The organism is Phycicoccus sp. DTK01 (assembly GCF_017312765.1).
Classification (GTDB): Bacteria; Actinomycetota; Actinomycetes; order Actinomycetales; family Dermatophilaceae; genus Phycicoccus; species Phycicoccus jejuensis.
Window position 1 is genome coordinate 303,908 of the sequence record NZ_BOPU01000001.1, and the last position, 23,534, is coordinate 327,441.

Sequence of the window (23,534 nt, forward strand, 5' to 3'; positions counted from 1 at the left end):
CCGGATGCCGGACGCGCACCTACCATTGACGCTCGTGAGCACGACCACCTCCTCCACGCCCCTCCAGCGGCTCGCCGCCGGTGCCGACCTCCCGGCTGCGCAGCAGCCGACCTGGCCCGACCGCGCCGCCCTCGACGAGGCCGTCGGGACGCTCGCGACCTATCCGCCGCTCGTGTTCGCGGGGGAGTGCGACGTCCTCAAGGCCCGGATGGGCGCCGTCTCGCGCGGCGAGGCGTTCGTGCTCCAGGGCGGCGACTGCGCCGAGACCTTCACCTCGGCGACGGCCGACAACATCCGCGACCGGGTCAAGACGATCCTCCAGATGGCCGCCGTCCTCACCTACGGCGCGTCGGTGCCGGTCGTCAAGGTCGGGCGGATGGCCGGGCAGTACGCCAAGCCGCGCTCGAGCGACGAGGAGACCCGCGAGGGCGTGACCCTGCCGGCCTACCGCGGCGACATGGTCAACGACTACGAGTTCACCGCCGAGTCGCGCCGCCCGGACCCGATGCGCCTGGTCCGCGGGTACCACGCGAGCAGCGCGACCCTCAACCTCGTGCGCGCCTTCACGACCGGTGGCTTCGCCGACCTGCGCCACGTCCACGACTGGAACAAGGGCTTCGTCGCCAACGCGGCCAACGCCCGCTACGAGCGCCTCGCCAAGGACATCGACAAGGCGATGCGCTTCATGTCGGCGTGCGGCGCCGACTTCGACGCGATGCGCACGACCGAGTTCTTCTCCGCGCACGAGGCGCTGCTGCTCGACTACGAGCGGCCGATGACCCGCGTCGACTCGCGTACCGGCGAGCTCTACGACACGTCGGGCCACTTCATCTGGGTCGGCGAGCGCACCCGCGACCTCGGCGGCGCGCACATCGACTTCGTCTCGAAGGTCCGCAACCCGGTGGGCGTCAAGGTGTCCGCGGGCGCCGACGTCGACGACCTCCTGCGGATGATCGACGTCATCGACCCGCAGCGCGAGCCCGGCCGGCTGACCTTCATCACCCGGATGGGCGCCGGCCGCATCCGCGAGGCGCTGCCCTCCATCGTCGAGAAGGTCACGGCGTCCGGCGCGCAGGTCTCGTGGGTCTGCGACCCGATGCACGGCAACACGTTCTCGTCGGCGTCCGGGTTCAAGACCCGCGACTTCGACGACGTCGTCGACGAGGTGCGCGGCTTCTTCGAGGTCCACCAGGGCCTCGGGACGCACCCGGGCGGCATCCACGTCGAGCTGACCGGCAACGACGTCACCGAGTGCATCGGCGGGTCGGAGAAGATCCTCGACGCCGACCTCGGGACCCGGTACGAGTCGGTCTGCGACCCGCGCCTCAACCACCAGCAGAGCCTCGAGCTGGCGTTCCTCGTCGCCGAGATGCTCTCGCAGGACTGACCCGAGAGGTGGCCGCCATCCGCGCCGACCTGCTGTCCGACACCCTGACCCGACCGACCCCCGCCATGCGCGAGGCGATGGCCCGCGCCGACGTCGGCGACGACGTCTTCGGCGAGGACCCCACGGTCCGCGCCCTCGAGGAGAAGGTCGCCGGCCTGCTCGGCCACGAGGCGGGGCTGTTCACCCCCACCGGGTCGATGGCCAACCAGCTCGGGCTGCGGCTGCACGTCGCACCCGGCCGCGAGCTCGTCGCCGACCAGCAGGCGCACGTCGTGCGCGCGGAGCTCGGTGCGGCAGCGGTGTTCTCGGGCATCACGAGCCGCACCTGGGCGAGCGAGCGCGGCCTGCTCGACCCGGCCGGCCCGATGTCGCTCGTGACGACCGGGGTCGGTCCCTACCAGGTCGAGACCTCGCTCGTCGTCGTCGAGAACACGCACAACTTCGGCGGCGGCACCGTCCAGCCGCTGTCGGCCATCCGCGAGGTGCGTTCTGCCACAACGGCTCTCGGCGTGGCGATGCACCTCGACGGCGCGCGCCTCTGGAACGCCCACGTGGCGTCGGGGGTGGCGCTGGCCGACTACGGTCGCGAGTTCGACACCGTGTCGGTCTGCCTCTCCAAGGGCCTCGGCGCCCCCGTGGGCTCGGTCCTCGTCGGGTCCGCCGACGCGATGGCCGAGGCGCGCATCTGGCGCAAGCGCTACGGCGGCGGGATGCGCCAGGTGGGCATCCTCGCGGCCGCCGGCCTGCACGCCCTCGAGCACCACGTCGAGCGGCTCGCCGACGACCACGCCCGGGCACGCCGCTTCGCCGACGCCTGCGCCGAGGCGGTGCCGGGGGTCATCGACCCCGCCACCGTCGAGACCAACATCGTCGTCCTCGACGTCGGGGCGGCCGGGCTCACCTCGGCCGCGTTCGTCGAGGCGCTGCTCGCCCACGGCGTGCGGACGTACTCGGTCGGGCCGCGGGCCGTCCGCCTGGTCTGGCACCTCGACGTCGACGACGCCGGCACCGAGGCCGCCATCGCCGCGGCGCGCGAGGTGCTCACCGCGGCCTGACGCCTCGCACCCGGCGCCGGGGGTCGACCGGGAGATGGCCCGGGAGGTCTTCGGCGAGGCTGCGACCCTGCTGTACGACGGGCTGGTGCTCGACGACCTCGACGAGCACGACGCGGGGCTCGTCGTCACCGGGCTGTGCCTCGACCTCGTCTCGCCCGACCCGGGAGCGGCGCTGCGCGAGCGCGCGCGGCGCGTCGGTGAGTCTGCGGGGGAGCACCACGACCCGGAGTCGGTGGCGCGCTGCTACGCCATCTGCGTGCGGCTCTTCCAGCTCTGACCGGGGTGACGGCGGTCAGTCCTCCCGGGGCGCACGTGCGATGCCGAACGGGTCGTCGTCGAAGGTCCCGTCGTCGCCACCGTCGTGGGTGAGGAGAGCCGTCGCGAAGCGGACCTGCTCGAGACCGGGAGTCTCGTCGAGACGGTGGACCGCGTCGCCATGGATGATCTCGTTGGCGGCGCTCACGACGTCCTGGACGTGGAAGGCGGCGTCCTCGTCGGTGTCGTCGCTCCAGTGCGCCAGGTAGCCGCGGCGGCCGGCCTGCAAGAGGGCGTCCGGGTCGGTGACGCGGTAGTCCCAGCGCCCGACGACGGTGAGGACCGGCCCGCCGGCGTCGCCCGACTCGTCGTCGACGTCGTCCTCTTCCTCGTCCTCGTCCCAGGCGTCGACGCCCAACGGGGAGACGCCGGTGAGGTCGAACGCGGCGTCGTCGAACGCACCCACCACGGAGCGCAGCCGATCCGAGACGTCGAACAGCTCGGGGAGCTCGGCCTGGCGTCCTGCGAGTGTCGAGAGGTCGTCCACGTAGCGACTGATCGCGGTCCGTACCTCCTCGGCGCGGGCCAGCAGGACCTGCCTGGCCTCGAGGCTCCACTGGTCCGGACCGTCGTCCACGGCACCCGTCTCGTCGTCCATGCGACGACCGTACGTCGGCACGTCGCGAAACCTCGACCCCCGGGTGGCGTCAGACGTCGTGGTGGAGCGCCTCGACGGGCGGGTCGTCCGCGGCGCTGGCCCCCCGGCGGCGGCGGCGCGCGAGCATCCCTCGCAGCTCGACGAGGTACATCGACGCCACGACGAGCCCGCCGCCGAGCAGCAGCCGGGGTGTGGCCGACTCGCCGCCGAGCAGCACCGCGAAGAACGCCGCGAACACCGGTTCCATCGCCATGACGATGGCGGCGCGTGTCGCCGTGAGGTGCGCCTGCGCCCAGGTCTGTGCCCAGAGGGCCGCCGCGCCGGCGACGAGGGCCATGTAGAGCACCGAGGCCCACTGGCCGCCGCCGGAGGGCAGGGTCAGACCGCCCGGGACCGCCCCCACCCCGCAGACGAGCGCGATGACGCCGGCCTGCACTGTCGCCAGCCCGACGGCGGCGGACGGGGTCGACCACCGGCCGAGGACGATGATGTGCCCGGCGTAGAGCACGGCCGACGCGAGCGTCACGCCCTCGCCGTACCCGACCGACAGCCCGCGCAGCGACAGCACGGCGAGGCCGACGGTCGTGAGGGCCACGGCGCCCCACGTGACGGCGTCGACGCGGTCGCGCAGGAGCAGCGCGCCGAGCACCGGCGTGAGGACGACGTAGGTGCCGGTGACGAACCCCGACACCGACGCGTCGGTGTGCGCGAGCCCGACGGTCTGCAGCACCTGTGCGAGGCCGTAGAGCACGCCGAGGGCGACCCCGAGGCGCAGGTCGGCGCGAGAGAGGGCCAGCGTCTGCCGCCGGAAGACGGCGAACATCACGACGGCCGCGATCGCGAAGCGCACCGCGAGGAAGTCGCTCGGCGGCAACGTCTCGACGAGGTCGCGGATGAGGAAGAAGGTCGAGCCCCAGACGGCGGTGACGAACAGCAGGAGCAGCGTCGCCGCGCGGGCGAGCCGGGGGGAGGTGGTCACCGTCGTCAGACGATGGTGACCGTGACGGTCGAGCCCTTGCGGGCCTTGCCGTTCTCGGGGTCCTGGAAGCGGACGGTGCCGAAGATGCCGCCGAGGGCCCGCTCGACCTTGACCTGGAAGCCGGCGCCCTCGAGGATGCGGCGGGCCTCCGGCAGCTGCTTGCCGATGACGTTCGGCACGTCGACGAGCACCGGCCCCTTGGACACCACGAGGGTGACCTGGTCGCCGCGGTACAGGGTGCCGTCGCGCGGGGACTGGCTGACGACGTCGCCCGCGGCGACGGTGTCGCTGTTCTCCTGGCGGGAGGCGTCGACGTCGAGACCGAGGTCCTCCAGCGTCTTCGTGGCCGCCGCGGCGTCCTTGCCCGTGACGTCCGGCACCGAGATCGGCTGGCGCCCCTTGGACACGACGAGCGCGACGGCGGCGTCCCGCTTGAGCTGCGTCCCGGCCTTGGGCGAGGTCGAGACCACCTGGCCGTCAGGCACCTTCTCGGAGAACGCCTCGGTGACCTTGCCGAGGGCGAGCGTGCCGGACTCCAGCTGCCGGCGGGCCTCGGCGAGGGAGGACCCGGCGAGGTCGGGCACGGCGTAGCGCTCCTTGCCCTTGGAGACGGTGAGGACGACGTCGCTGCCGCGCCGGACGGTCGAGCCCACACCGGGGCGGACGTCCATGACGGTGCCGCTCGCGACGTCCTCGGAGAACGCCTGCTGCACGCTGGCGTCGAGCTCGGCCGAGCGCAGCGCCGCGACGGCCTGCGCCTGCGGGCGGTCGACGACGGACGGCACGGTGGCGGTCGCCCCGGGGCCGAGGAAGAAGAACCACGCGGTCGCGGCGGCGAGGAGCACCGACGCGGCGGCGGCCGGCCACCAGTTGCGCGGTCGGCGGCGCCGGTCGTCGACGACGACGCCCTCGAGCGGGCGCGCCCCGACGTCGATGGCGGTCGTGCGGGCGGTGTCGGAGGCGGGCGCGAGGGCCGTGCGGTCGCGCACCGGCAGGGCCGCGGTCGAGGTCGGCACGCTGGCGGCCGCGGCCGCGGCGACCCCGGCGGGGCGCGCGTCGAGGTCGGCGGCGCTGAGGCCGGAGCGGGTGCGCCGCAGGAGCGCGAGCAGCTCGGCGGCGTCGGCCGGCCGTTCGTCGGGGTCGCGGGCGGTCGCCTCGGCGACGAGCTCGTCGATCGACGCGGGCAGGCCGGGGACGCGCTCGGACGGAGCCGGCACGCCGCCGTGCACGTGCTGGTAGGCCACGTGGATGGGGGTCTCGCCGGTGAAGGCCTTGGTGCCGGTCAGCATCTCGAAGAGGACGAGGCCGGCGGCGTAGACGTCGGAGCGGGCGTCGGCCACCCCGCGCTCGACCTGCTCGGGGGAGAGGTAGGCGACGGTGCCGAGCAGGACGCCGGACGAGCTGGTCATCGTCTGGCTCGAGACCGCGCGGGCCAGGCCGAAGTCGGCGACCTTGACGGTGCCGTTGTCGTTGATGATGACGTTCTCGGGCTTGACGTCGCGGTGGATCAGGCCCTTGCCGTGCGCCTCGGCGAGCGCCATGAGGACCGGCTCGAGGAGGTCGAGCGCGGCGCGCGGCGAGAGCGAGCCCTCGGCGTGCAGCACCTCCCGGAGGGTCTGGCCGGGCACGTACTCCATCGCGAGGAAGGCGTGCCCGTCGTCCTGGCCCTGGTCGAAGACCGCGACGACGTTCGGGTGGGAGAGCGAGGCGGCCGAGCGGGCCTCGCGCCGGAAGCGGCTGACGAAGGTGTCGTCGTGGACGAGGTGCGGTCGCATCACCTTGAGCGCGACCTCGCGCTCGAGGCGCTCGTCGAGGGCGAGGTAGACGGTGGCCATCCCGCCGTCGGCGAGGCGCGACAGCACGCGGTAGCGGCCGTCGAGGGTGCGCCCGATGAGCGCGTCGCCGGTGGATGACACCGTAGGAGTGTACGTAGTCACGACCCTGCCCCCGTCCCGCGACCGGCCGGTCACATGGTCGCGCGGAGGCGGTTGATCGAGCGCACGTAGGCCTTGGTGTCGGAGTACATCCCGTGGCGCTGGACCGACGCCAGGCCCTGGTAGTACCCGGCGATCGCCTGGTCGGTGCTGGAGGCCGCGCGGCCGAGCGCGCGCAGCATCACGACCCCCGCGGTGATGTTGTCGCGGGCGTCCAGCAGGTTGAGCCTCCGCCCGACGAGCGAGGAGGCCCACTCGCCACCGGAGGGGATGACCTGCATGACGCCGACGGCGTTGGCGGGGGAGACGGCCCGCTGGTTCCAGCCCGACTCGTGGTAGCCGACGGCGAGCGCGAGGCGGGGGTCGACGCCGTGCCGGCGGGCGGTCTCGGTGATGATCCGCTTGGTCTCGGTGCGGCTCGGGACCGAGCGCTTCGCGAGGAGGTCGTGGTTGCGGCGGGCGGCCGCGACGACGCCGGAGGGGTACTTCACGCCGTTGAAGGTGTCGGAGACCGCGTGCGCGGCGGTCGTGGGCACCTTGAGGCGCTGGCCGACCCGCAGCAGCGAGCCCGTGGAGATGCCGGAGGCCCGGGCGAGCGCGCCGACCGTCGTGTCGTACCGGGCGGCGATGCCGCTCAGGGTGTCGCCGGAGCGCACGGTGTAGGACCTGGTCGAGGGGGCTGTCGAGCGGGCCGCCGCCTTGGAGGACGACGACGACGCGGTCTTCCCGCCCCGGACGACCAGGCGGTCGCCCGGGTGGATGAACGAGCTCGCCGAGCGATGGTTGGCCTTGAGCAGGGACGCGAGCGAGACGCCGTAGCGCTGCGCGATGCCGCTGAGGGTGTCGCCGGAGCGCACGACGTGGACGGTGCTCTTGGTGGTCGCCGCCTTGGCCGACGAGGCGCCGCCCGAGGTGCGCGGGACCGAGAGACGGTCGCCGGGGTGGATCATGCCGGGGTTCTTCAGGTGGTTGTGCGCCGCGAGGACCCGCACGGTCGTGCGGTAGCGCTGCGCGATGCCGTCGAGCGTCTCACCGGGGCGCACGGTGTGCGCGGTCCAGCCGTGCGGGGCGACCCGGCCCGGGGCGGCGACGGCGTGCAGCGTGGCGGCGGGAGCGGCGGGCGGGGGAGCGGCGGTGACCATGCGGAGGGGTCCTTCGTCGGGGGTGTCGGGCGCGCGAGGGCGTCTCGGCTGTGATATCTGGGACTCAAGGTACCGGAGTGACGCCTGATGTGCGTGGTGTGGAAGGGATTCGGCGGCCTCGGGGCTGCTCCCGTCGCCGGCCCGGGCTGTGGCACGCTGGCCCGCGTGAGCGAGACCCCGACGAGCCCCGACGCCCGCGACGACCTCGAGGCCCTCGTCCCCGAGTGGCTGACCGTCCCCGACCTCGTCGAGCGGCTCGGCCGCCGGCTCTCCGACGTGCGCACCCTCCTCGAGGAGCGCGAGCTCATCGCGGTGCGCCGCGGCGAGCGCAACGTCGTCTCGGTCCCGGCGGGCTTCGTCGACGACGACGGGCCCCTGCCGGCGCTGCGTGGCACCTTCACCGTGCTCGCCGACGGCGGGATGGACGACGCCGAGATCATCCGCTGGCTGCACACCCCGGACGACACGCTGCCGGTGCCCGGCACGCCGCTCGACGCCATCCGCGCCGGCTTCAAGACCGAGGTCCGCCGGCGGGCGATGGAGGAGGCCTTCTAGGCCCTCGCCTCAGGCGCGGCGGGCGGTCGCGGTCGCGACGAGCTCGAGGAGCACCTCGCGGGCCTGCGGGTCCAGCGCGGGCGCGGCGTCGAGCGCGGCCCGGGCGGAGTCCGCGAGCCGGGCGATCTCTTCCTCGAGGACGCCCACGGCGCCCGAACCGGTGATGAGGCCGCGCAGCTCGTCGACGTCGCCGACCGCGAGGTCCGGGCGGCCGACGAGCTCCTCGACCCGGGCGCGCCCGCCGGCGTCGCTGCCGGCGAGTGCGTGCGCGAGGAGGACGGTGCGCTTGCCCTCGCGCAGGTCGTCGCCGGCGGGCTTGCCGGTCTCGCCGGGGTCGCCGAAGACGCCGAGCAGGTCGTCGCGCAGCTGGAACGCGCGCCCGACGTCGAGGCCGTAGCGCGAGAGCGCGTCGAGCCCGGCGGCGGCCATCCCGCCGACGGTCGCGCCGATGAGCAGCGGGTGCTCGACGGTGTACTTGGCGCTCTTGTAGCGGATGACCCGGCCGGCGCGGGCGACCCGCTCGTCGTCGGGCAGGCCGGCCCAGGGGCGCACCGACTCGACGACGTCGAGGAACTGGCCGGCCATCAGCTGGGTGCGCATCCGGTCGAAGACGGGGCGGCCGCGGGCGACGTCGGTGTCGGGCAGCCCGCAGGTCGCGTAGAGCTCGTCGGTCCACGTGAGGCAGAGGTTGCCGGCGAGCACGGCGCCCGCGAGGCCGAAGCGGGCGTCGTCACCGGACCAGCCGCGGTCGGCGTGCCGCGTGGCGAGCGCGCGGTGGGCGGCGGGCATCCCGCGGCGGGTGTCGGAGTCGTCCATGACGTCGTCGTGGATGAGCGCCGCGGCCTGGAACAGCTCCATCGCGGCGGCGAGTCGCACGAGCGCCTCCGAGTCGGGGAGCCCCGCGGCGCGACCACCCCAGTAGAGGAAGGCGGCGCGCAGGCGCTTGCCGCCGCGCAGGAGGTCGCCGATGGCCAGCAGCAGGTCCTCGACGTCCGGGCCGAGCTCGGCGAGGACGTGCGCCTGCGCGGCCAGCTCGTCGTCGAGGACGCGTTGGACCCGTCCGCGCAGGTCGGCGGTGTCGAGCACGCTGGTCACGCGGTGGCTCCTCGGCGGTTCGGGCGGGGTCGGCGCCGGACGGGCGACGGTCGGATGCTGGCGCCCCCGAGCCTACGGTGTCGCGCCTCGCGTACCCTCGCCGCCATGGCCCACTTCGGCGGGGGCGGCCGCCCCGAGCACCTCGTCGCGTCGATCCCGGCGCGCCTGCGGGATGCCCGCCCGGCCGTCAGCTTCGAGTTCTTCCCCCCGAAGGACGACGCCGCGGAGGTGCTCCTCTGGGACGCGATCCGTCGTCTGGAGCGGGTTCGGCCGGCGTTCGTGTCGGTCACCTACGGCGCCGGCGGCACGAGCCAGGACCGCACCGTACGCGTCACGGGCCGGATCGCCGACGAGACCTCGCTCACCCCGCTCGCGCACCTCACGTGCGTCGACCAGTCGGTCGCCGACCTGCGCCGGGTCGTTGGCCAGTACGCCGACTCCGGCGTCCGCAACGTCCTCGCGCTGCGCGGCGACCCGCCGGGCGACGTCCGCGGCACCTGGCGCAACCACCCGGACGGCCTCGACCACGCCGAGGACCTCGTCCGGCTCGTCCGCGGGCTCGGCGACTTCACGCTCGGCGTCGCGGCCTTCCCCGACGTCCACCCCGACAGCCCCGACCTCGACCACGATGTCGAGGTGCTTGTGCGCAAGGCCGACGCCGGCGCCGAGTTCGCCATCACCCAGATGGTCTTCGACCCCGCCACGTGGCTGCGGCTGCGCGACCGGGTCGCCGCCCGCCGCGACCTGCCGGTGACGCCGGGGCTCATGCCGGTCACGAGCTACCGGCAGATCCAGCGGATGAGCGAGCTCATGGGTACGCCCCTGCCGCCCGGCGTCGTCGAGCGCCTCGAGGTCGTCAAGGACGACCCCGCGGCGGTGCGCGCGGTCGGTGTCGAGATCGCCGTCGAGATCGGCCGCCGCCTCCTCGACGAGGGCGCGCCGGGGCTGCACTTCATCACGATGAACCGCTCGACCGCCACGCTCGAGGTGCACGAGGCCCTCGGCCTCTGACGCCGGCGCGGCGCGTCCCCGCCGGCCGAGAAGCCGGGGGAGTGACAGGGCCGGCTTTCGCGTCGTCACGGTGATGGCGCAGAAACTCACGGAGGACCCGGATACATCCGCGTCGCGCGCCAACTTCCGCGGCACGCCCGTGACGGCTGGGTTGCTCGGCCGCCGCTCATGCCGTTGGTGCTGTGTCGCACCGCCGCCGGTCGTGCCACCGAGGGACGCCTGCCGCGAGGCGGAGTGGGCCCACGGTCGCTGGGTGAACCCACGGTGCATCACCGGTCCGAGGGAGTGTCGGAGGGCGCTGGGAAACTCGGTGAGTGGCCAGGCAATCGCGCATCGAGCCCTCCGGTGACGTCGTCGATCGTGTCGCGTCCACGGCCCTGGCGCTGCCCGATGCCTACGAGGAGGACGCCTGGACCGGCGTGAGGTGGGGGGTGCGCACCAGGACCTTCGCCCACGTCCTGGTCTCCCAAGAGGGTTACGCGTCGGCCTACCGCGACGTGACCGGGGTGGCCGAACCCACCACCGTCCTGACCTTTCGGTCAACCGGGGAAGAGCTGCAGGTACTGACACACGTGGGCCTGCCCTTCTACCGACCGACATGGTCGCCCACGGTCGTCGGCATGGTGCTCGACGACGAGACCGACTGGCAGGAGGTCGCCGAACTGGTGACCGAGAGCTACCGGTTCTGTGCACCCCGGAAGCTCGGGCGTCACGTCGGATGACGCCCGGCCATCACCCGACGTGACGCCGAGCGGTGACTCAGAAGAGACGACCCAGCACGATGGGCAGGAAGTCCTCGCCGTGTCGACGGCTGCGGCGCAGGGCGGTCACGCTCCATGCGGTGACCCACAGCGCCCCGGCCACCAGGAGCACCCAGAACACGGGCAGCGCGACCCGCCACACCTGCTCGACCGCGGCGCGCCCCGGTGCCGGTGTGCCGGTGAGCTCGTTGCCGGCCAGGCTCACACAGCGGGCCTCGACCCGGTCGGAGAAGGCGAGGACGGCCCTGCCGTCGGCCGGACGGTGGAGGCCCCCGGACGCCCGCAGGGGCTGGTCGCCGAGCCACACGGGATCGCACCCGTCCCAGGCCACGTCGACCGCTGCCAACGTGGCGCCGGCGAAGGCCACCCGCTGCCCGGTCAGGGTGTCCACGAGCATGCTGTGGACGCCGCTGTCGACGATCAGCAGGCGCGAGCCGTCGGGCGACGCGAACACCGCCGACGGCGTGACCTGCCCTGTCGCGTCCCGGACCGCCACGGCATCCGTGCCGACGGTGCTGAGCGTGCGCCACCCCGGGTCGCCCACACGCCGGGTGACGATGTCGAACGCCGACCCAGCCGTCCCGGAGGTCGTGCGCAGCCCGAGCAGCGTGGTGTCGTCGCGCCACCCGGCGACCAGCACGCCGGTGTCGCCCCCGGCGGGCGCGAGCACCACGTCGGCACGGCGGTCGATGACGGTGGGACCGTCGATGCCACCGAACGCGACGTACTCGGAGCTCGGGCTCCAGACGGCGCGACTCCCGATGGCCACCTGTGACACGCCCTCGACCATCAGCGGGCGCGCGAGCGAGCCATCGGTCAGGTCGAGGATGCCGTCGCGGACGAGCAGGTGGACACCGTCGGGGGCGAGTGCGCCGACGGGGTTGCCGAGCGAGTGGAGGTCGACCGTCGCCGTCGAGGCGGACCACCGGGGCGGAGCGGTCAACGCCCCGCCGCGGTCGAGGACGCCCAGGTCGGACCCCGTGCCCTCGACCGAGGGCAGCGCGACGAGCCCGAAGACCGGCCCCGGGGCGGCCGCGTCGTCACGGGTGAAGAGGTCGGAGACCAGCTGCGGATAGGTCGCCGCCGACCCGTCGGCCGGCACGGTGGCCGGAGTGGCACGGACGACGGCGAGGAGGGTGCCGCCCAGGAGGACGAGCGCGACCGCGAGCCCGGCGGCCGCGCCGCGGACGAGCCACGTGGCGCGTCGACCTCGCCTCCACAGCAGGGGAGTTCGGGGTGCGGACTCCTGCCGACGCCGCACGATGTCGTCGGCGGCGTCCGTCAGCAGGCGGCCGAGCTCGTCGGTGGGCTGGGTCATCGTGGGGCCTCCTCACGGCCGAACGTGGGGGCGAGCTCGGGCGCCAGCTCCCGCAGTCGCGACAGCGCGTGACGGGTCTGTGACTTGACGGTGCTCACCGAGCAGCCGAGCACCCTGGCGGTCTCGACCTCCGTGCGGTCCTCGTAGAACCGGGCGACCAGCACGGCCCGCTGGCGCGAGGTCAGCCGGGAGAGGGCGTCGACGAGAGTGACCCGGGCGGCCACCTCGTCCGTGCCGTCGGCGCCCGGCCGCTCGTGGCGGACGGGGTCGACCGGGTCCGGCTGGCGGCGGCGCCAGCGCCATGCGTCGATGGACCGGGTGTACATGACCCTGCGCACGTAGGCGTCGACGGCGCCGGGATCGACGCGGTGCCAGTGCCGGGCGGCGCGCACCAACGTCTCCTGCACCAGGTCCTCGGCCGATGCGGGGTCGCCGGTGAGCAGGGCAGCGGTGCGCAGGAGGGGATCCCAGCGCTCGCGGACGTAGGCGTCGAACGCCTGCCGGTCGGCCACCTCGTCCCCCTCCGTCGCAGCTCTGGGTGTCACGTCACCCAGGAAGACGTACGCCGACCCTCCCACGGGTGGAAGGCCCGGCCCGCACGTCGATGACAGCGGGGCGTCGCCCGCGGGATGCCTCGGCCAACGGGGCCGACGGAACGGGGCCGCATCGAGCAGCCGGCCTCACCGCCGCCGCGAAGGGTGCACCTCCCCGCGACGGGAACTCACCCGTCGCCCGCGTCAGCCGGGCAGAAGACGGTGTCTCCGCGCGCCATGTCGCCTCGAGCGATTGCCTGCTCGACCTGGGTGGCGCAGTCGACCCCGGGTTCCGGCAGCTCGTCGTCCCTCAACGGGGGCAACGCGCCCTCCGGCACCATCTTTCCTGACTCGTACTCCCTCACGCGTGCGTCGTCCGGATGGGGAGCGGGCGCGTTCGGGTCGTACACGACGACACGAGACTGTTGGATGGCTTCGGCCGCGTCGCCTCCGACCACGTCGCGATATCCCACCCCGCCGACGATGGCTGCGGTGATAAGGCAGGCAAGCAGCAACGCCTTCACAGAAACTTCCCCCGTTCGACTTTCCGGTGAACCTACCCGCGGCCTCGCCTGCACGTCGTCGACCCAAGGGGCGGCATGTGCTCGGCCGATCGGCCTACTGTGGGAGTGACTCAGCGTTGACTGGAGCGAGTGTGGCGCGCCACCTCGAGACCCACGGATGGGCCGCGCCTTCCGTGACCTCCTGCCACCGGCCGAGCTGGCGAGCCGTTCCACGTTCGTGAAGGGAGGTCTTCGAAAGTCGTCGGCTCGAGGAACCGAGGCCGACTCCTCGGTGTCCGTGGGGGTTCGGACTTCCGCGAATCCCGCTGGGTGGCAGGACTGTCGGGCTACCATCTCGTCACAGCCCGGCCGGGTTGCTGTGAACTGGGTGGGGAGTTTCCTGATGCGTGCTGCCGCGAGCGGCGTGTGGTCGAGCGTGGTGTCAGTGGCCTTTCTCCTGACGCCGGTCGCTGCGCAGGCCGCGCCGGGTGATCTTCCCTCGCCGGCGACTGCCGTCAGTGTTCTTCGAGTGCCCGGCGGTGGCGTCGACCTCAGCTGGGATCTCCCGGTCGACTACGGCGACGGCGGTCTCACGGGGTTCGTGGTGCACCGCTCGTCGGCCGGCGTCGACACCAGCTACGCCGTGCCCTTCTCGGCGTCCCTGTCATGGTCCGAGTCGGACGCGCCGCTCGATGCGACGTACGCGGTGTCGGCGACCAACCCTGTGGGGGAGGGAGACACCGGCAGCTATGTTGCTCAGACGCCGGTCGGTGAGGCGCTGATCGCGGCGGCCTCCGACCGTGACGGCGGTCCTGTTCGGATGACCGAGTGGGCGCTCCCTCAGCCCGTGGCGAGCGTCTCGAGACCTGCTGGCCAGGGCCAGAGTGACGCCGCCCTGGGCATGTCGCTCTCGCCTGACGGCCGGATGCTCTTGTCGACCCGGCCGGCCCCCGGTGGCTGGCAGCTGTGGTCCGAACCGGTGGACCGCTCCGCACCGCCGGTTCTGCTGTGGAGCTCCGCAACGGTCCTGGATCACCCTGCCTGGTCACCGGACGGGAGTCGGGTGGCGGTCGGTACCCAGGCGTCGGTCCCGTCGACCTATGTCCTGGCCTCCACCGGCGGAGCGCCCGTCCGGGAGATCCCTGCCACGACCGATCCCTCGTGGATGCCCGACGGGAGCACCCTGGTCGTCAGCCGGACAGCGGGTGGTCCGTCGTTGCCCCTGGCCCTGGTGGACGCCACCTCAGGTGCGACGAAGGGCACCCTGACCGGGACCGAGGGGGCGACGCGCCCCGAGGTCTCGCCGGATGGTCGCTGGATCGCCTTCCGGAGAAGCCGCGTGGGTGACGTCAACCCGCGCGGTGTGTACGTGATGCCGGCGGCCGGTGGAGTCGCACGAGCGGTTCCCGACACCACGGTGGTGGTCGGGGACCTGACGTGGTCGCCCCGTGGGGACGAGCTGGGCATGGTCCTGACGAACATGCTGGGTTCTCCGAACAGCCTCTACAGGTCGACGATCGGCGTTGACGGAACCCCCTCGGCAGTGTCCGCCGACCTCGGCGCGCGTGTCTACCAAGGGATACAGCGTGGGGTGTGGGTGGGGGCCAGAGTGGCGATCGGCCCGGCGCCGAGCATCACAGGACCCGGCAGCGCCCTCCCGCTGGACGCTTCCGCCCTGCCGCCGGGGACCGGCCTGACCTGCACCCTTGATGCCTCACCCTCCATCCCCTGCACGGGGTCGTTCAGCGTCGGGAAGCTGACGACGGGGCGGCACATGCTGCTGGTTCGTTCGCAGGAGCCCAGCGGCAGGGAGACCGTCGCCGCCCGGACGTTCGTGCACGACAGCAACGCTCCGGTCGTGCGCCTCGGTGCCACGGGAGGAGCCGTCACCCTCGCGTCGACGACGGCCGCGACGTACTCGGCGACCGACGCCTCCGGTGTCGCGAGCTACGACGTCAGGTCCCGCCGCGCCGCGCGTGGCGGCACCTTCGGCGACTTCGCCACCGTTGCGGCTGCCACGAGGTCGACCCGGGCGGCCGTACCCCTGAGCGCCGGATATCAGACGTGCTGGTCCGTGCGGGCCCGCGACCAGCTCGGGAACACCTCGGCCTGGAGCTCGGAGAGGTGCACGGCCCGCCCGATCGACGATCGGGAGCTGACCCGATCGACGACGGGATGGACGCGACGGACCGGCTCGTCCTCGTACCTCGGCACGCACACGTCAACCACGCGGTCGGGCGCCCGACTCACCGTGGCGTCCGTGAAGGCGCGTCAGATCTACCTGGTGGCGACGCGGTGCCCCAGCTGCGGCACCGCCACCATCTATGTGGGCTCCACCAAGATCGGGTCGGTGTCCCTCGTCTCAGCAACGACCCGCAGGCAGAGCATCCTCGCCCTCCCCACCACGTCGCTGCGCAGCGGAACCCTCTCCATCGTGGCCACCTCGAAGAGCGGGAGGCTCGTCCAGGTGGACGGCATCGCGCTGCGGACCGTCTAGCGCGCTGTGGCTTGGACGCCGGGACACGTGTCGGGCGTCGCAGCACGAGGATCCGGGCTCAGCACATCCATATCTCCCCGCGGAAGCTCGCGCTCATCGGCATGAGCGCTCTCGCGATGAGCGGTCGAGCCTCACGGCACGGCGCACGTGGGGGAGGGCAACGGGCTCACAACCAGTGCCCCACGGGGGCTAGCTCCGGCCAGCCCCCGTGACCCAGTCGTAGCGGACGTCCTCGTCGACGACGACGCCGTTCCAGCGCCCGCCGATGCCCGCACCACCGTCGACGTGGCAGAGCGACCCCGTCACGTAGGCCGCACCCTCGGAGCAGAGCCAGAGCACGAGGTGTCCGACCTCCGCCGGCTCTCCCGCCCGTGCAAGTGGCAACGCGGGGATGCGCGAGGCCAGCGATGAGGCCATCGACGGCGGCAGCGGCTTGGGCTGTGTGTCGATCAGGCCGGGGCTCACGCAGTTGACGAGGATGTCATGAGGCGCCAGCTCGATGGCGGCCACCCGTGTGAAGCTCTCGGTGGCGGCCCGGCTGCTCGCGTAAGCCGCCGCCCCGGCCGACCCGCGGTTGGAGACGCCCGACGAGAAGTTGATGATCCGCCCGCCCTCGCCCTGACCGATCATGACCCGGGCGGCGGCCTGGGTCATGAGGAACGTGCCGCGGCAGTTCACCGCGAAGACGGTGTCCCACACCTCGACCCGTTCGTCGAGCACGCTCGCGTGGGGAGCGACGGCGGCGTTGTTGACGCAGAAGTCGAGGCGCCCGAAGCCGTCCCGTGCCGCCGCCACGACGCGTTCCGCGTCCTGAGCCGACCGGATGTCCGCGACGACCGGTCGGGCGAGGTCGCCGTGCGGCGCGCAGGTCTCGGCGAGGCCCTCCTCGTCGCGGTCGGCGGCGATCACGCGAGCCCCCGCCGCGACGAGCTGCGCGACGAGGTCGCGGCCCACGCCGCGGGCGGCGCCCGTGACGACGGCCACGCGGCCGGTGAAGTCGTAGGACACGTTCATGAGCGGCTCCTGATGGCCTCGGTGGGAGTGCGTCGTGGGGGAGGTCAGGCTCAGGGCGGAGGTCGCCGGCGCTGACGCCGCGAACGCTAGGTCGACTGTCGACAGTTCGTCAAGAGGCCCGAGAGGACTCCGAGCCGCGCTCTCCCGAACCGGTAGAACCCCTACCGGGTGAGCACCAGATTCTGTTGCTTGTCGACAGTCGACGTGCTGGACATACTTGGCCCCCATCACCAACGAACCCTGTGCCACAACCGGTTTGGGGATCCACTTGCTTCTCGATCGGAGGCCGTTGATGGCTCACCTTGCTGACGGGCCGGAGTCCCACCGACTCCGCCGAACCCACCTCCCGGAGCGCCGGCCGCTGCTCGGGTCGTCGGTGCGCGAGGCCGACCTGTCCCTCGGGCTCAACGGCGCAGGGGACGGGCTCCTCGACACGACCCACTTCGACACCGTGCGCTTCCCGCCGCCGGACTGGGCGCTGGCCAGCTTCGCATCGGCGTACGAGGACGGCGAGACGGCGTACACGGCCTACCGGGGCAGTAGCGAGGTGCGCGAGGCCTGCGCACAGTCGGTCTCGCGGCTCATGGGGCTGGACCTCGATGCCGCACGGCATCTGGCCATCACTGCCGGCACCCAGAGTGGCCTTTTCGCCGTCCTCTCGGCGCTCGTCGACGAGGGCGACCTGGTCGTGCTCGCCGACCCCGAGTACCTCTTCGTCGAGCGGATGCTCCGCTTCCTCGGCGCCGAGGTCCTGCGGCTGCCCTTCGTCGAGACCGAGGACGGGCTCCAGCCTGATCTCGACCAGCTGGAGGAGTGGAGCGACCGGGGCATCGCCCTGTACGTCACCTCCAACCCCAACAACCCGACAGGGACGGTGTTCAGCAGCGAGACGGTCGCACGCATCGGCCGCATCGCGCGCGCGGGGGACTTCCGGGTGCTCATCGACGAGCTGTACTGCCGGTTGGTCTACGACGGTGGGTACGCCCACCTCGCGGCGGAGCCCGGCATGTTCGAGCGCACAGTCACCCTCTTGGGTGGGTCGAAGACCGAGTCGCTCAGCGGGTTCCGCGTCGGCATGGTCGTCGCGGACGCACCGGTGGTCGACGCCATCGAGCAGGCCCTCGCGATGATGTGCCTCCGGGCGCCCGCCTACGCGCAACACGTGCTGTCGCGGTGGCTCGTCGACGACGTCGAGTTCGTTGCCCGTCGGGTGCGCGAGCTGAGGGCTCTGCGCGACGAGACCGTCGTGCGGCTGCGCGCGGTGCCCGGGCTTCGGGTCAGCCCGGGGCGGGGGACCGCGTACCTGTGGGCCGACGTCTCCGAGCTCGGGCTGTCCGATGTCGAGGTCGCGCGGCTCCTGCAGCAGGAGGCCGGCGTCGTCGTCAGCCCCGGGTACCAGTTCGGGCCGTCGGGAATCGGGCGCTTCCGCATCTGCTACGCCCGGGAGGAGCAGGGATGGTGGGAGGCGCTGGACCGCATGACGACCGCCCTCACGAGCGCGTCGGACACCACGCACGACGAGCACGTCCCGGCATCCCAGGGGTCGGCGCCGTGACCGCCTCCGACCACGGCGCGGGCCGGCCAGAGCCCACCACGGTCGTGCGGACGGACCGGGCCCCGAGGCCGGCCGGGCCCTACTCCCAGGCCGTCCGCGCCGGGGACCTCCTCTTCGTCTCCGGCCAGGTGCCCCGTGAGCCCGACGGGTCCTACATCCCCCGAGACGTACATGCGGAGACGGTGCGCACGCTGGAGAACCTCGCCGCGGTGGCGGCGGCCGCTGGCGCGAGCCTCGCCCAGTGCGTCAAGGTCACCGCCTACCTGGCCGACGGCGCGGACTTCGCCGAGTTCAACCGGGCCTGTGCGGACTTCTTCCGCGAGTCGCCGCCGGCGCGGACCACCGTGGTGGCCGGTCTGCGTGAGGTGAAGGTGGAGATGGACGCCGTCCTCCACCTGGGGACGCCATGACCGCCCGGGAGACGGGCGGGGCTCGGTGCGCCCGGGGAGGACGGCACCGGCGCGCCATGAAAACGGCCATGCGGCAGGGTGATTCGCGAGCCAACGTCATTGTCACCGACCTCGCAGCGGGGCTGTGCTCGCCGGCCGAGAGGGCATTGACATGGGGGGTGAAGGGCGTCATGGTGAATTGTCGACAAACGACAATTGTGGTCGAGGTCCTCGGAGGCTCCATGTCTGCTGCACACGTGACCGACGCCCGCGCCTCGGTGAGGTCCCGGACCGGAGCGGTGCCGCCGCGCGTCGGCGGGGGGGCATCGTGAGCTCGCCGCTGCTCGAGGCGCGCGGCCTGTCGAGGCACTACGCGCTGCCGCGCTCGGCGCGTCAGTGGCTCGGCCGGCGGGCCCCGCGCACCCTGCGTGCGGTCGACGAGGTCGACCTCTCGGTGGAGCGCGGTCGCACCCTCGGCATCGTCGGGGAGACCGGCTCGGGCAAGAGCACGCTCGGGCGGCTCCTGCTCCAGCTCGAGCGGGCCGACGCCGGGCAGGTCCTCGTGGACGGCGTGCCCGCCACGGGCCCCGGGGCGGACGCCGGACGGCGCCGACGTCGCGACATCCAGGTCGTTCTCCAGGACCCGTACACCTCCCTCAACCCGTACCTGACCATCGGGAGCGCGATCGAGGAGGTCCTCACGGTCGGCGGCATGACGTCGCGCGACGCCCGGCGCGAGCGGGTCGGTGAGCTGCTGGAGCAGGTCGGGTTCCCCGCCGAGTGGGCCGAGCGCAAGCCCGGCCAGCTGTCCGGCGGAGGGCGGCAGCGGGTCAGCATCGCGAGGGCGCTGGCCGCCGAGCCGCGGCTCATCGTGGCCGACGAGCCCGTCTCCGCCCTCGACGTCTCCGTCCAGGCGCAGGTGCTCAACCTCTTCCAGCGCCTCCAACGGGAGCTCGGCCTCGCGTACGTGTTCATCACGCACGACCTCGCCGTCCTGGAACGTATCGCGGACGAGGTCGTGGTGCTCTACCTGGGCCGCGTCGTCGAGAGGGGACCCGCCGACAAGCTGTTCGCCGCGCCGAAGCACCCCTACACGCAGGCCCTGCTCGCCGCGGCTCCGTCGCTCGGCCGCAGCCGATCGACCTCGAGCGTCGTCGCCGGCGAGCTGCCCGACCCCGCCTCGCCTCCTCCGGGCTGCACCTTCCACACCCGGTGCCCGTTCGTCATGGAGGTCTGCCGCACCACCCGCCCGCGACTGACGACCACGGGCGAGGGCCAGCAGACCGCGTGCCACCTGCACGCCGACCCGGCCCCCGCCTCCCTCCCGCCGACGGACGGCCGGTCCCGGCCGGCGCCGCCCGAGGCGAACCCCACGGCAGCTCCGTGAACACCCGCAGGTCAACCCCACCTCCCCAGGAGAAGCACATGAAGTCCTCGACCAGCTCGTCCATGCGCCGTACCCGCCGGGTACGCGGCACCGCGACCCTCGGCGGGCTCCTCACGCTCGCGGTCACGCTCAGCGCCTGCGGCGGGGGTGCGGAGCAGACCTCGGACGACGCGCCGGCCGCCTCCAGCGCCGTCGACACGCTCAAGCTCGCCAACGCCGTGGCGGTCGACACGCTCGACCCCATCCAGGCCTCGGCCAACGAGTCGATCTGGATGGACCAGAACCTCTACGCCCGCCTGGTCCAGACCGACCCCTCGGGCAAGGAGATCGTCCCCGACCTCGCCGACAAGTGGGACATCAGCGAGGACAAGCTGACCTACACGTTCCACCTGCGTGACGGCGTGAAGTTCGCCGACGGCACCCCGGTCACCGCGCAGGACGCCAAGTGGTCGATCGAGCGGGCCCGCGACGGGGAGGACAGCGCCTGGGGCTTCCTCATCACGCCCGTCACCGACATCACGGCGACGGACGACCGCACGCTCACCATCACCCTGTCCAAGCCCCACGCCCCGCTGCTGGCCGACCTCGCGATGTACGCCTACGCGGTCCTGCCGCAGAAGGCGGTCGAGGCCGACAAGGACTTCTTCAACAAGACGCCGTACGGGGCGGGTCCCTTCAAGGTCACGAGCCTGTCGCCTCAGAGCAGCGTGGTCCTCACCCGCAACGACAACTACTGGGGCCCCAAGCCCAAGCTGAAGACCGTCGAGGTCAGCATCGTCACCGACGACAACACCCGTCTCCTGCAGCTCCAGGGTGGCGAGGTGGACGTCATCGAGAACCCGGCGGGCAACGTCCTCAAGCAGATCGAGGCGAACCCGAAGCTGCGCGTGGACCTCTTCGACTCCACGCGGGTGGACTTCGTGTCCCTGCCGCTCAAGACCAAGCCGCTCGACAACGTCAAGGTGCGCCAGGCCATCAAGGCCGCCCTCGACCTCGGCCGGATGAACACGCTCGCCTACCAGGGCAACGCGAAGGTCGCCACGACGTTCTTCCCGTACCAGATGCTGTTCTGGGACCAGTCCGCCGTCGAGCCGAAGCAGGACCTGGAGGGAGCCAAGCAGCTCCTCGCCGAGGCCGGCTACCCCGACGGCTTCACGATCCCCCTCATCGCGGTCAGCGCGGACGCCGCCGGCCAGGCGCAGGCCGTCGTCATCAAGGACGACCTCGCGAAGATCGGGATCACCGTCGACATCCAGTCCTTCGAGCTCTCGACGGCCTACGACAAGCAGCGCCCAGGGACCAACGGCATGGGCATGCGCTACTGGACCAACGACATCATCGACCCCGACGAGGTCGCGACCTTCGGCGCCGACGGCGACGGCGGGGCCAACGCCTTCAACAGCTACTGGAAGGACGAGGCGGTCAGCGCGCTGGTCAACGAGGCGCGCTCGGAGACCGACGAGACCAAGCGGGCCGCGCTCTACGCCCAGATCCAGGGGGCGATCGCCGACCAGGTGCCCTTCATCCCGCTCGCCTACGCCCCGTTCCGGTACGCCAGCGGCACGTGGGTCAAGGGCTTCAAGGTGTCGCCGCTCGGCAACTACAACGACTCGCTGCTGACCCTCACGGTCGAGGAGCACTGAGCCATGGGGTCGTCGGTGAACCTGCGCTGGTCGAGGGTGGCGAACCTGGTGCCGGTCCTGTTCGGGATCACGCTCGTGAGCTTCCTGCTCCTGCGTCTGGTTCCCGGCGACCCTGCCCAGCAGATCCTCGGCAACCGCTACACCCCCGAGGCCGCCGCGGGCATCCGCCGGAGCCTCGGGCTGGACCAGCCGCTTCTCTCGCAGTACTTGCTCTTCCTCAAGGGGGCCGCGTCCGGCTCCTTCGGCGAGTCCTACCAGTACCACCGCCCGGTGGGCGAGCTCCTCCTCGACCGGACCGGGGCATCGCTCCTGCTCGTGGGCCTCACGGCGGCGTTCTGCGCCGCGCTGAGCATCCCGCTGGGGATCTGGGCGGCGGTGCGCCGCGGCGGGATCGTCGACCAAGCCACCCGCATCTTCTTCACCCTCGGGTTCGCGCTGCCGGCCTTCCTCGTCGGCATCCTGCTCATCCTGGTCTTCGGCCTCAAGCTCGGGTGGGCGCCGATCGGTGGCTACGGGACGGGTTTCCTCAGCCACCTGGGGCACCTCGTGCTCCCGGCCCTCACGCTGGCCATCCCGCTCTCGACCGTGCTCGTCCGCTCGCTGCGGGCCAGCACGATCACCATCCTCGAGTCGGACTTCGTGACCATCGCCCGGCTCAAGGGCATCTCCGAGGGCCAGATCCTCCTGCGTCACGTCCTGCGCAACGCGATCGGGCCCGTGGCCGTCGTGTTCGGCATCAACCTGGCGTTCCTCGTCGGCGGGACGGTGGTCGTGGAGAACGTCTTCTCCGTGCCGGGCCTGGGCAGCCTCCTCGTGGGGGCCGTCTCGACCCGCGACTACCCGGTCGTCCAGGCCGTGGCGCTCGTCCTCGCGGTCTTCGTCGTCGTGGTCAACCTGTTCACGGACGTGGTCCACGGCCTCCTCGACCCGCGGCTCACCGTGGGGGTGCAGCGATGACCGTCATCGACCCCACCGCCGTCGGCACCGACCCCGTGGCCCGGCGCGGACGCCGCTTCGCGCTCCCGCTGCCTCGCGGGCTCCGCGGCCGTCCGGCCCTGTACCTGGGCCTGGGGATGCTCACCGTCATCTCGGTGCTGTGCCTCGGCGCCCCGCTCTTCACCTCTTACTCGCCGACCGACATCGACGCGCTCGCCGTGCTCGTGACGCCCGGCACCGGGGGCCACCTGCTGGGCACCGACGAGTTCGGCCGGGACCTCTGGGCCCGCCTGCTCTACGGCGGCCGGTACGACCTCGCCATCGCCTTCGGCGCCACCTCGGTGACGCTGGTCGTCGGCACGGCCATCGGGATGGCCAGCGCCTACGCCGGGGGATGGGTCGACTCCGTCGTCATGCGCATCGTCGACCTGTTCTTCGCCTTCCCCTTCATCGTCCTCGTCATCGCGATCGTCGCCGCGCTCGGGCCGAGCCTGCGCAACATGTTCATCGCCCTGTGGATCGCCAGCTGGGTCGGCTACGCCCGGATCGCCCACGGGCAGACGCTGTCCGCGAGCCGGTACGGCTACGTCGTCGCGGCGGGGTGCCTCGGGTACTCGCGGCGACGGGTGCTCGTCCGGCACGTGCTCCCGAGCGTGCTGCCCTTTGTCACCGTCTTCGCGATGGTCGACGCCGTCGGCAACGTGCTCCTCGGGGCCTCGCTCGGCTTCCTCGGCATCGGCATCCCCCAGCCCACGCCCGAGTGGGGATCGATGATCTCGGGCGGCCAGGCGTACGTGCTGTCGAACTGGCAGCTCTCGCTCATCCCGGGCCTGGCCCTCGTGCTGCTCGGCGTGGCCTTCAGCCTCCTGGGCGACGGCCTCGCCGACCTGTTCCGGGCCAAGCAGTGAGCACCACCGGCCGCCACCC

General features: G+C 72.6%; 22 protein-coding genes. 13 read left to right on the forward strand and 9 right to left on the reverse strand.

The window, feature by feature from the left end:
• The first annotated feature begins 25 nt into the window (after nt 1–25).
• From J3473_RS01340 to J3473_RS01350, 3 genes are read left to right on the forward strand one after another with little or no spacing between them, the layout of a single operon-like run.
• Nucleotides 26–1,387, forward strand: coding sequence for a class II 3-deoxy-7-phosphoheptulonate synthase (locus tag J3473_RS01340; RefSeq protein ID WP_242525667.1), 1,362 nt, complete (start codon nt 26–28; stop codon nt 1,385–1,387).
• Between the two features lie 8 nt (nt 1,388–1,395).
• The gene (locus J3473_RS01345; protein ID WP_207021596.1) at nt 1,396–2,442 is read left to right on the forward strand and encodes a low specificity L-threonine aldolase; all 1,047 of its coding nucleotides are present in this window, start codon (nt 1,396–1,398) and stop codon (nt 2,440–2,442) included.
• A gap of 34 nt (nt 2,443–2,476) precedes the next feature.
• Nucleotides 2,477–2,719 carry a hypothetical protein gene (locus tag J3473_RS01350; protein ID WP_207021597.1) on the forward strand — a complete coding sequence of 81 codons (243 nt, stop codon included), beginning with the start codon at nt 2,477–2,479 and terminating at the stop codon, nt 2,717–2,719.
• 15 nt (nt 2,720–2,734) lie between these two features.
• On the opposite strand, the gene J3473_RS01355 is transcribed toward J3473_RS01350, so the two are convergent.
• From J3473_RS01355 to J3473_RS01370, 4 genes are read right to left on the reverse strand one after another with little or no spacing between them, the layout of a single operon-like run.
• Nucleotides 2,735–3,355: a hypothetical protein gene (locus J3473_RS01355; RefSeq protein WP_207021598.1), complete on the reverse strand. Its 621-nt coding sequence runs from the start codon at nt 3,353–3,355 to the stop codon at nt 2,735–2,737.
• Between the two features lie 49 nt (nt 3,356–3,404).
• On the reverse strand, nt 3,405–4,334 hold the full coding sequence (locus J3473_RS01360; RefSeq protein WP_207021599.1) for a DMT family transporter: 930 nt from the start codon (nt 4,332–4,334) through the stop codon (nt 3,405–3,407).
• A gap of 5 nt (nt 4,335–4,339) precedes the next feature.
• Nucleotides 4,340–6,250 carry a Stk1 family PASTA domain-containing Ser/Thr kinase gene (gene pknB, locus J3473_RS01365; RefSeq protein WP_242525609.1) on the reverse strand — a complete coding sequence of 637 codons (1,911 nt, stop codon included), beginning with the start codon at nt 6,248–6,250 and terminating at the stop codon, nt 4,340–4,342.
• 50 nt (nt 6,251–6,300) lie between these two features.
• The gene (locus J3473_RS01370) at nt 6,301–7,410 is read right to left on the reverse strand and encodes a LysM peptidoglycan-binding domain-containing protein (RefSeq protein WP_207021600.1); all 1,110 of its coding nucleotides are present in this window, start codon (nt 7,408–7,410) and stop codon (nt 6,301–6,303) included.
• A 165-nt stretch (nt 7,411–7,575) separates the two neighbouring features.
• Here J3473_RS01370 and J3473_RS01375 point away from each other — a divergent pair, with 165 nt between their 5' ends.
• Nucleotides 7,576–7,965, forward strand: coding sequence for an Rv2175c family DNA-binding protein (locus tag J3473_RS01375; RefSeq protein ID WP_030528960.1), 390 nt, complete (start codon nt 7,576–7,578; stop codon nt 7,963–7,965).
• Nucleotides 7,966–7,974: 9 nt separating this feature from the next.
• Here the strand turns inward: J3473_RS01375 and J3473_RS01380 are convergent, their stop codons facing one another.
• Nucleotides 7,975–9,060 (reverse strand): polyprenyl synthetase family protein, encoded by a 1,086-nt coding sequence (locus tag J3473_RS01380; RefSeq protein ID WP_207021602.1) that lies wholly within the window; start codon nt 9,058–9,060, stop codon nt 7,975–7,977.
• Nucleotides 9,061–9,165: 105 nt separating this feature from the next.
• Between J3473_RS01380 and J3473_RS01385 the strand changes: the two genes are divergently transcribed.
• Complete coding sequence (locus J3473_RS01385; RefSeq protein WP_051750656.1) at nt 9,166–10,071, forward strand: methylenetetrahydrofolate reductase; 906 nt, start codon at nt 9,166–9,168, stop codon at nt 10,069–10,071.
• A 314-nt stretch (nt 10,072–10,385) separates the two neighbouring features.
• Complete coding sequence (locus J3473_RS01390; RefSeq protein ID WP_207021603.1) at nt 10,386–10,793, forward strand: MmcQ/YjbR family DNA-binding protein; 408 nt, start codon at nt 10,386–10,388, stop codon at nt 10,791–10,793.
• A gap of 37 nt (nt 10,794–10,830) precedes the next feature.
• Here J3473_RS01390 and J3473_RS01395 read toward each other — a convergent pair whose 3' ends face one another.
• The 3 genes from J3473_RS01395 to J3473_RS01405 all read right to left on the reverse strand — a co-directional run bounded on the left by J3473_RS01395 (nt 10,831) and on the right by J3473_RS01405 (nt 13,207).
• A complete protein-coding gene (locus J3473_RS01395; protein ID WP_207021604.1) occupies nt 10,831–12,150 on the reverse strand; it encodes a hypothetical protein in 1,320 nt (439 codons plus the stop codon).
• Nucleotides 12,147–12,662, reverse strand: a complete 516-nt coding sequence (locus tag J3473_RS01400; protein WP_242525610.1) for a SigE family RNA polymerase sigma factor — start codon at nt 12,660–12,662, stop codon at nt 12,147–12,149. The genes J3473_RS01395 and J3473_RS01400 overlap by 4 nt, the downstream gene beginning before the upstream one ends.
• Before the next feature lie 209 nt (nt 12,663–12,871).
• On the reverse strand, nt 12,872–13,207 hold the full coding sequence (locus J3473_RS01405) for a hypothetical protein (RefSeq protein WP_207021606.1): 336 nt from the start codon (nt 13,205–13,207) through the stop codon (nt 12,872–12,874).
• 382 nt (nt 13,208–13,589) lie between these two features.
• On the opposite strand from J3473_RS01405, the gene J3473_RS01410 reads away from it, so the two are divergent.
• Nucleotides 13,590–15,683 (forward strand): PD40 domain-containing protein, encoded by a 2,094-nt coding sequence (locus tag J3473_RS01410; protein WP_207021607.1) that lies wholly within the window; start codon nt 13,590–13,592, stop codon nt 15,681–15,683.
• Nucleotides 15,684–15,872: 189 nt separating this feature from the next.
• On the opposite strand, the gene J3473_RS01415 is transcribed toward J3473_RS01410, so the two are convergent.
• On the reverse strand, nt 15,873–16,697 hold the full coding sequence (locus J3473_RS01415; protein ID WP_207021608.1) for an SDR family NAD(P)-dependent oxidoreductase: 825 nt from the start codon (nt 16,695–16,697) through the stop codon (nt 15,873–15,875).
• Nucleotides 16,698–17,073: 376 nt separating this feature from the next.
• Between J3473_RS01415 and J3473_RS01420 the strand changes: the two genes are divergently transcribed.
• The 6 genes from J3473_RS01420 (at nt 17,074) to J3473_RS01445 (ending at nt 23,515) form a co-directional block, all read left to right on the forward strand.
• Nucleotides 17,074–18,252, forward strand: coding sequence for a pyridoxal phosphate-dependent aminotransferase (locus J3473_RS01420; protein ID WP_207021609.1), 1,179 nt, complete (start codon nt 17,074–17,076; stop codon nt 18,250–18,252).
• Nucleotides 18,249–18,662, forward strand: coding sequence for a RidA family protein (locus tag J3473_RS01425; RefSeq protein ID WP_207021610.1), 414 nt, complete (start codon nt 18,249–18,251; stop codon nt 18,660–18,662). The genes J3473_RS01420 and J3473_RS01425 overlap by 4 nt, the downstream gene beginning before the upstream one ends.
• A 307-nt stretch (nt 18,663–18,969) precedes the next feature.
• A complete protein-coding gene (locus J3473_RS01430; protein ID WP_207021611.1) occupies nt 18,970–20,028 on the forward strand; it encodes an ABC transporter ATP-binding protein in 1,059 nt (352 codons plus the stop codon).
• 38 nt (nt 20,029–20,066) lie between these two features.
• Complete coding sequence (locus J3473_RS01435; protein WP_207021612.1) at nt 20,067–21,671, forward strand: ABC transporter substrate-binding protein; 1,605 nt, start codon at nt 20,067–20,069, stop codon at nt 21,669–21,671.
• A gap of 3 nt (nt 21,672–21,674) precedes the next feature.
• Nucleotides 21,675–22,628 carry an ABC transporter permease gene (locus tag J3473_RS01440; RefSeq protein ID WP_207021613.1) on the forward strand — a complete coding sequence of 318 codons (954 nt, stop codon included), beginning with the start codon at nt 21,675–21,677 and terminating at the stop codon, nt 22,626–22,628.
• On the forward strand, nt 22,625–23,515 hold the full coding sequence (locus tag J3473_RS01445) for an ABC transporter permease (protein WP_207021614.1): 891 nt from the start codon (nt 22,625–22,627) through the stop codon (nt 23,513–23,515). Before J3473_RS01440 ends, J3473_RS01445 begins: the two co-directional genes overlap by 4 nt.
• Nucleotides 23,516–23,534: the final 19 nt, after the last annotated feature.

Coding starts and splice junctions, on each gene's coding strand:
- J3473_RS01415 (WP_207021608.1), bottom strand. CDS start 16,697: ATGAACGTGTCCTACGACTTCACCGGCCGCGTGGCCGTCGTCACGGGC.
- J3473_RS01395 (WP_207021604.1), bottom strand. CDS start 12,150: ATGACCCAGCCCACCGACGAGCTCGGCCGCCTGCTGACGGACGCCGCC.
- J3473_RS01370 (WP_207021600.1), bottom strand. CDS start 7,410: ATGGTCACCGCCGCTCCCCCGCCCGCCGCTCCCGCCGCCACGCTGCAC.
- J3473_RS01350 (WP_207021597.1), top strand. CDS start 2,477: ATGGCCCGGGAGGTCTTCGGCGAGGCTGCGACCCTGCTGTACGACGGG.
- J3473_RS01410 (WP_207021607.1), top strand. CDS start 13,590: ATGCGTGCTGCCGCGAGCGGCGTGTGGTCGAGCGTGGTGTCAGTGGCC.
- J3473_RS01445 (WP_207021614.1), top strand. CDS start 22,625: ATGACCGTCATCGACCCCACCGCCGTCGGCACCGACCCCGTGGCCCGG.
- J3473_RS01385 (WP_051750656.1), top strand. CDS start 9,166: ATGGCCCACTTCGGCGGGGGCGGCCGCCCCGAGCACCTCGTCGCGTCG.
- J3473_RS01440 (WP_207021613.1), top strand. CDS start 21,675: ATGGGGTCGTCGGTGAACCTGCGCTGGTCGAGGGTGGCGAACCTGGTG.
- J3473_RS01435 (WP_207021612.1), top strand. CDS start 20,067: ATGAAGTCCTCGACCAGCTCGTCCATGCGCCGTACCCGCCGGGTACGC.
- J3473_RS01355 (WP_207021598.1), bottom strand. CDS start 3,355: ATGGACGACGAGACGGGTGCCGTGGACGACGGTCCGGACCAGTGGAGC.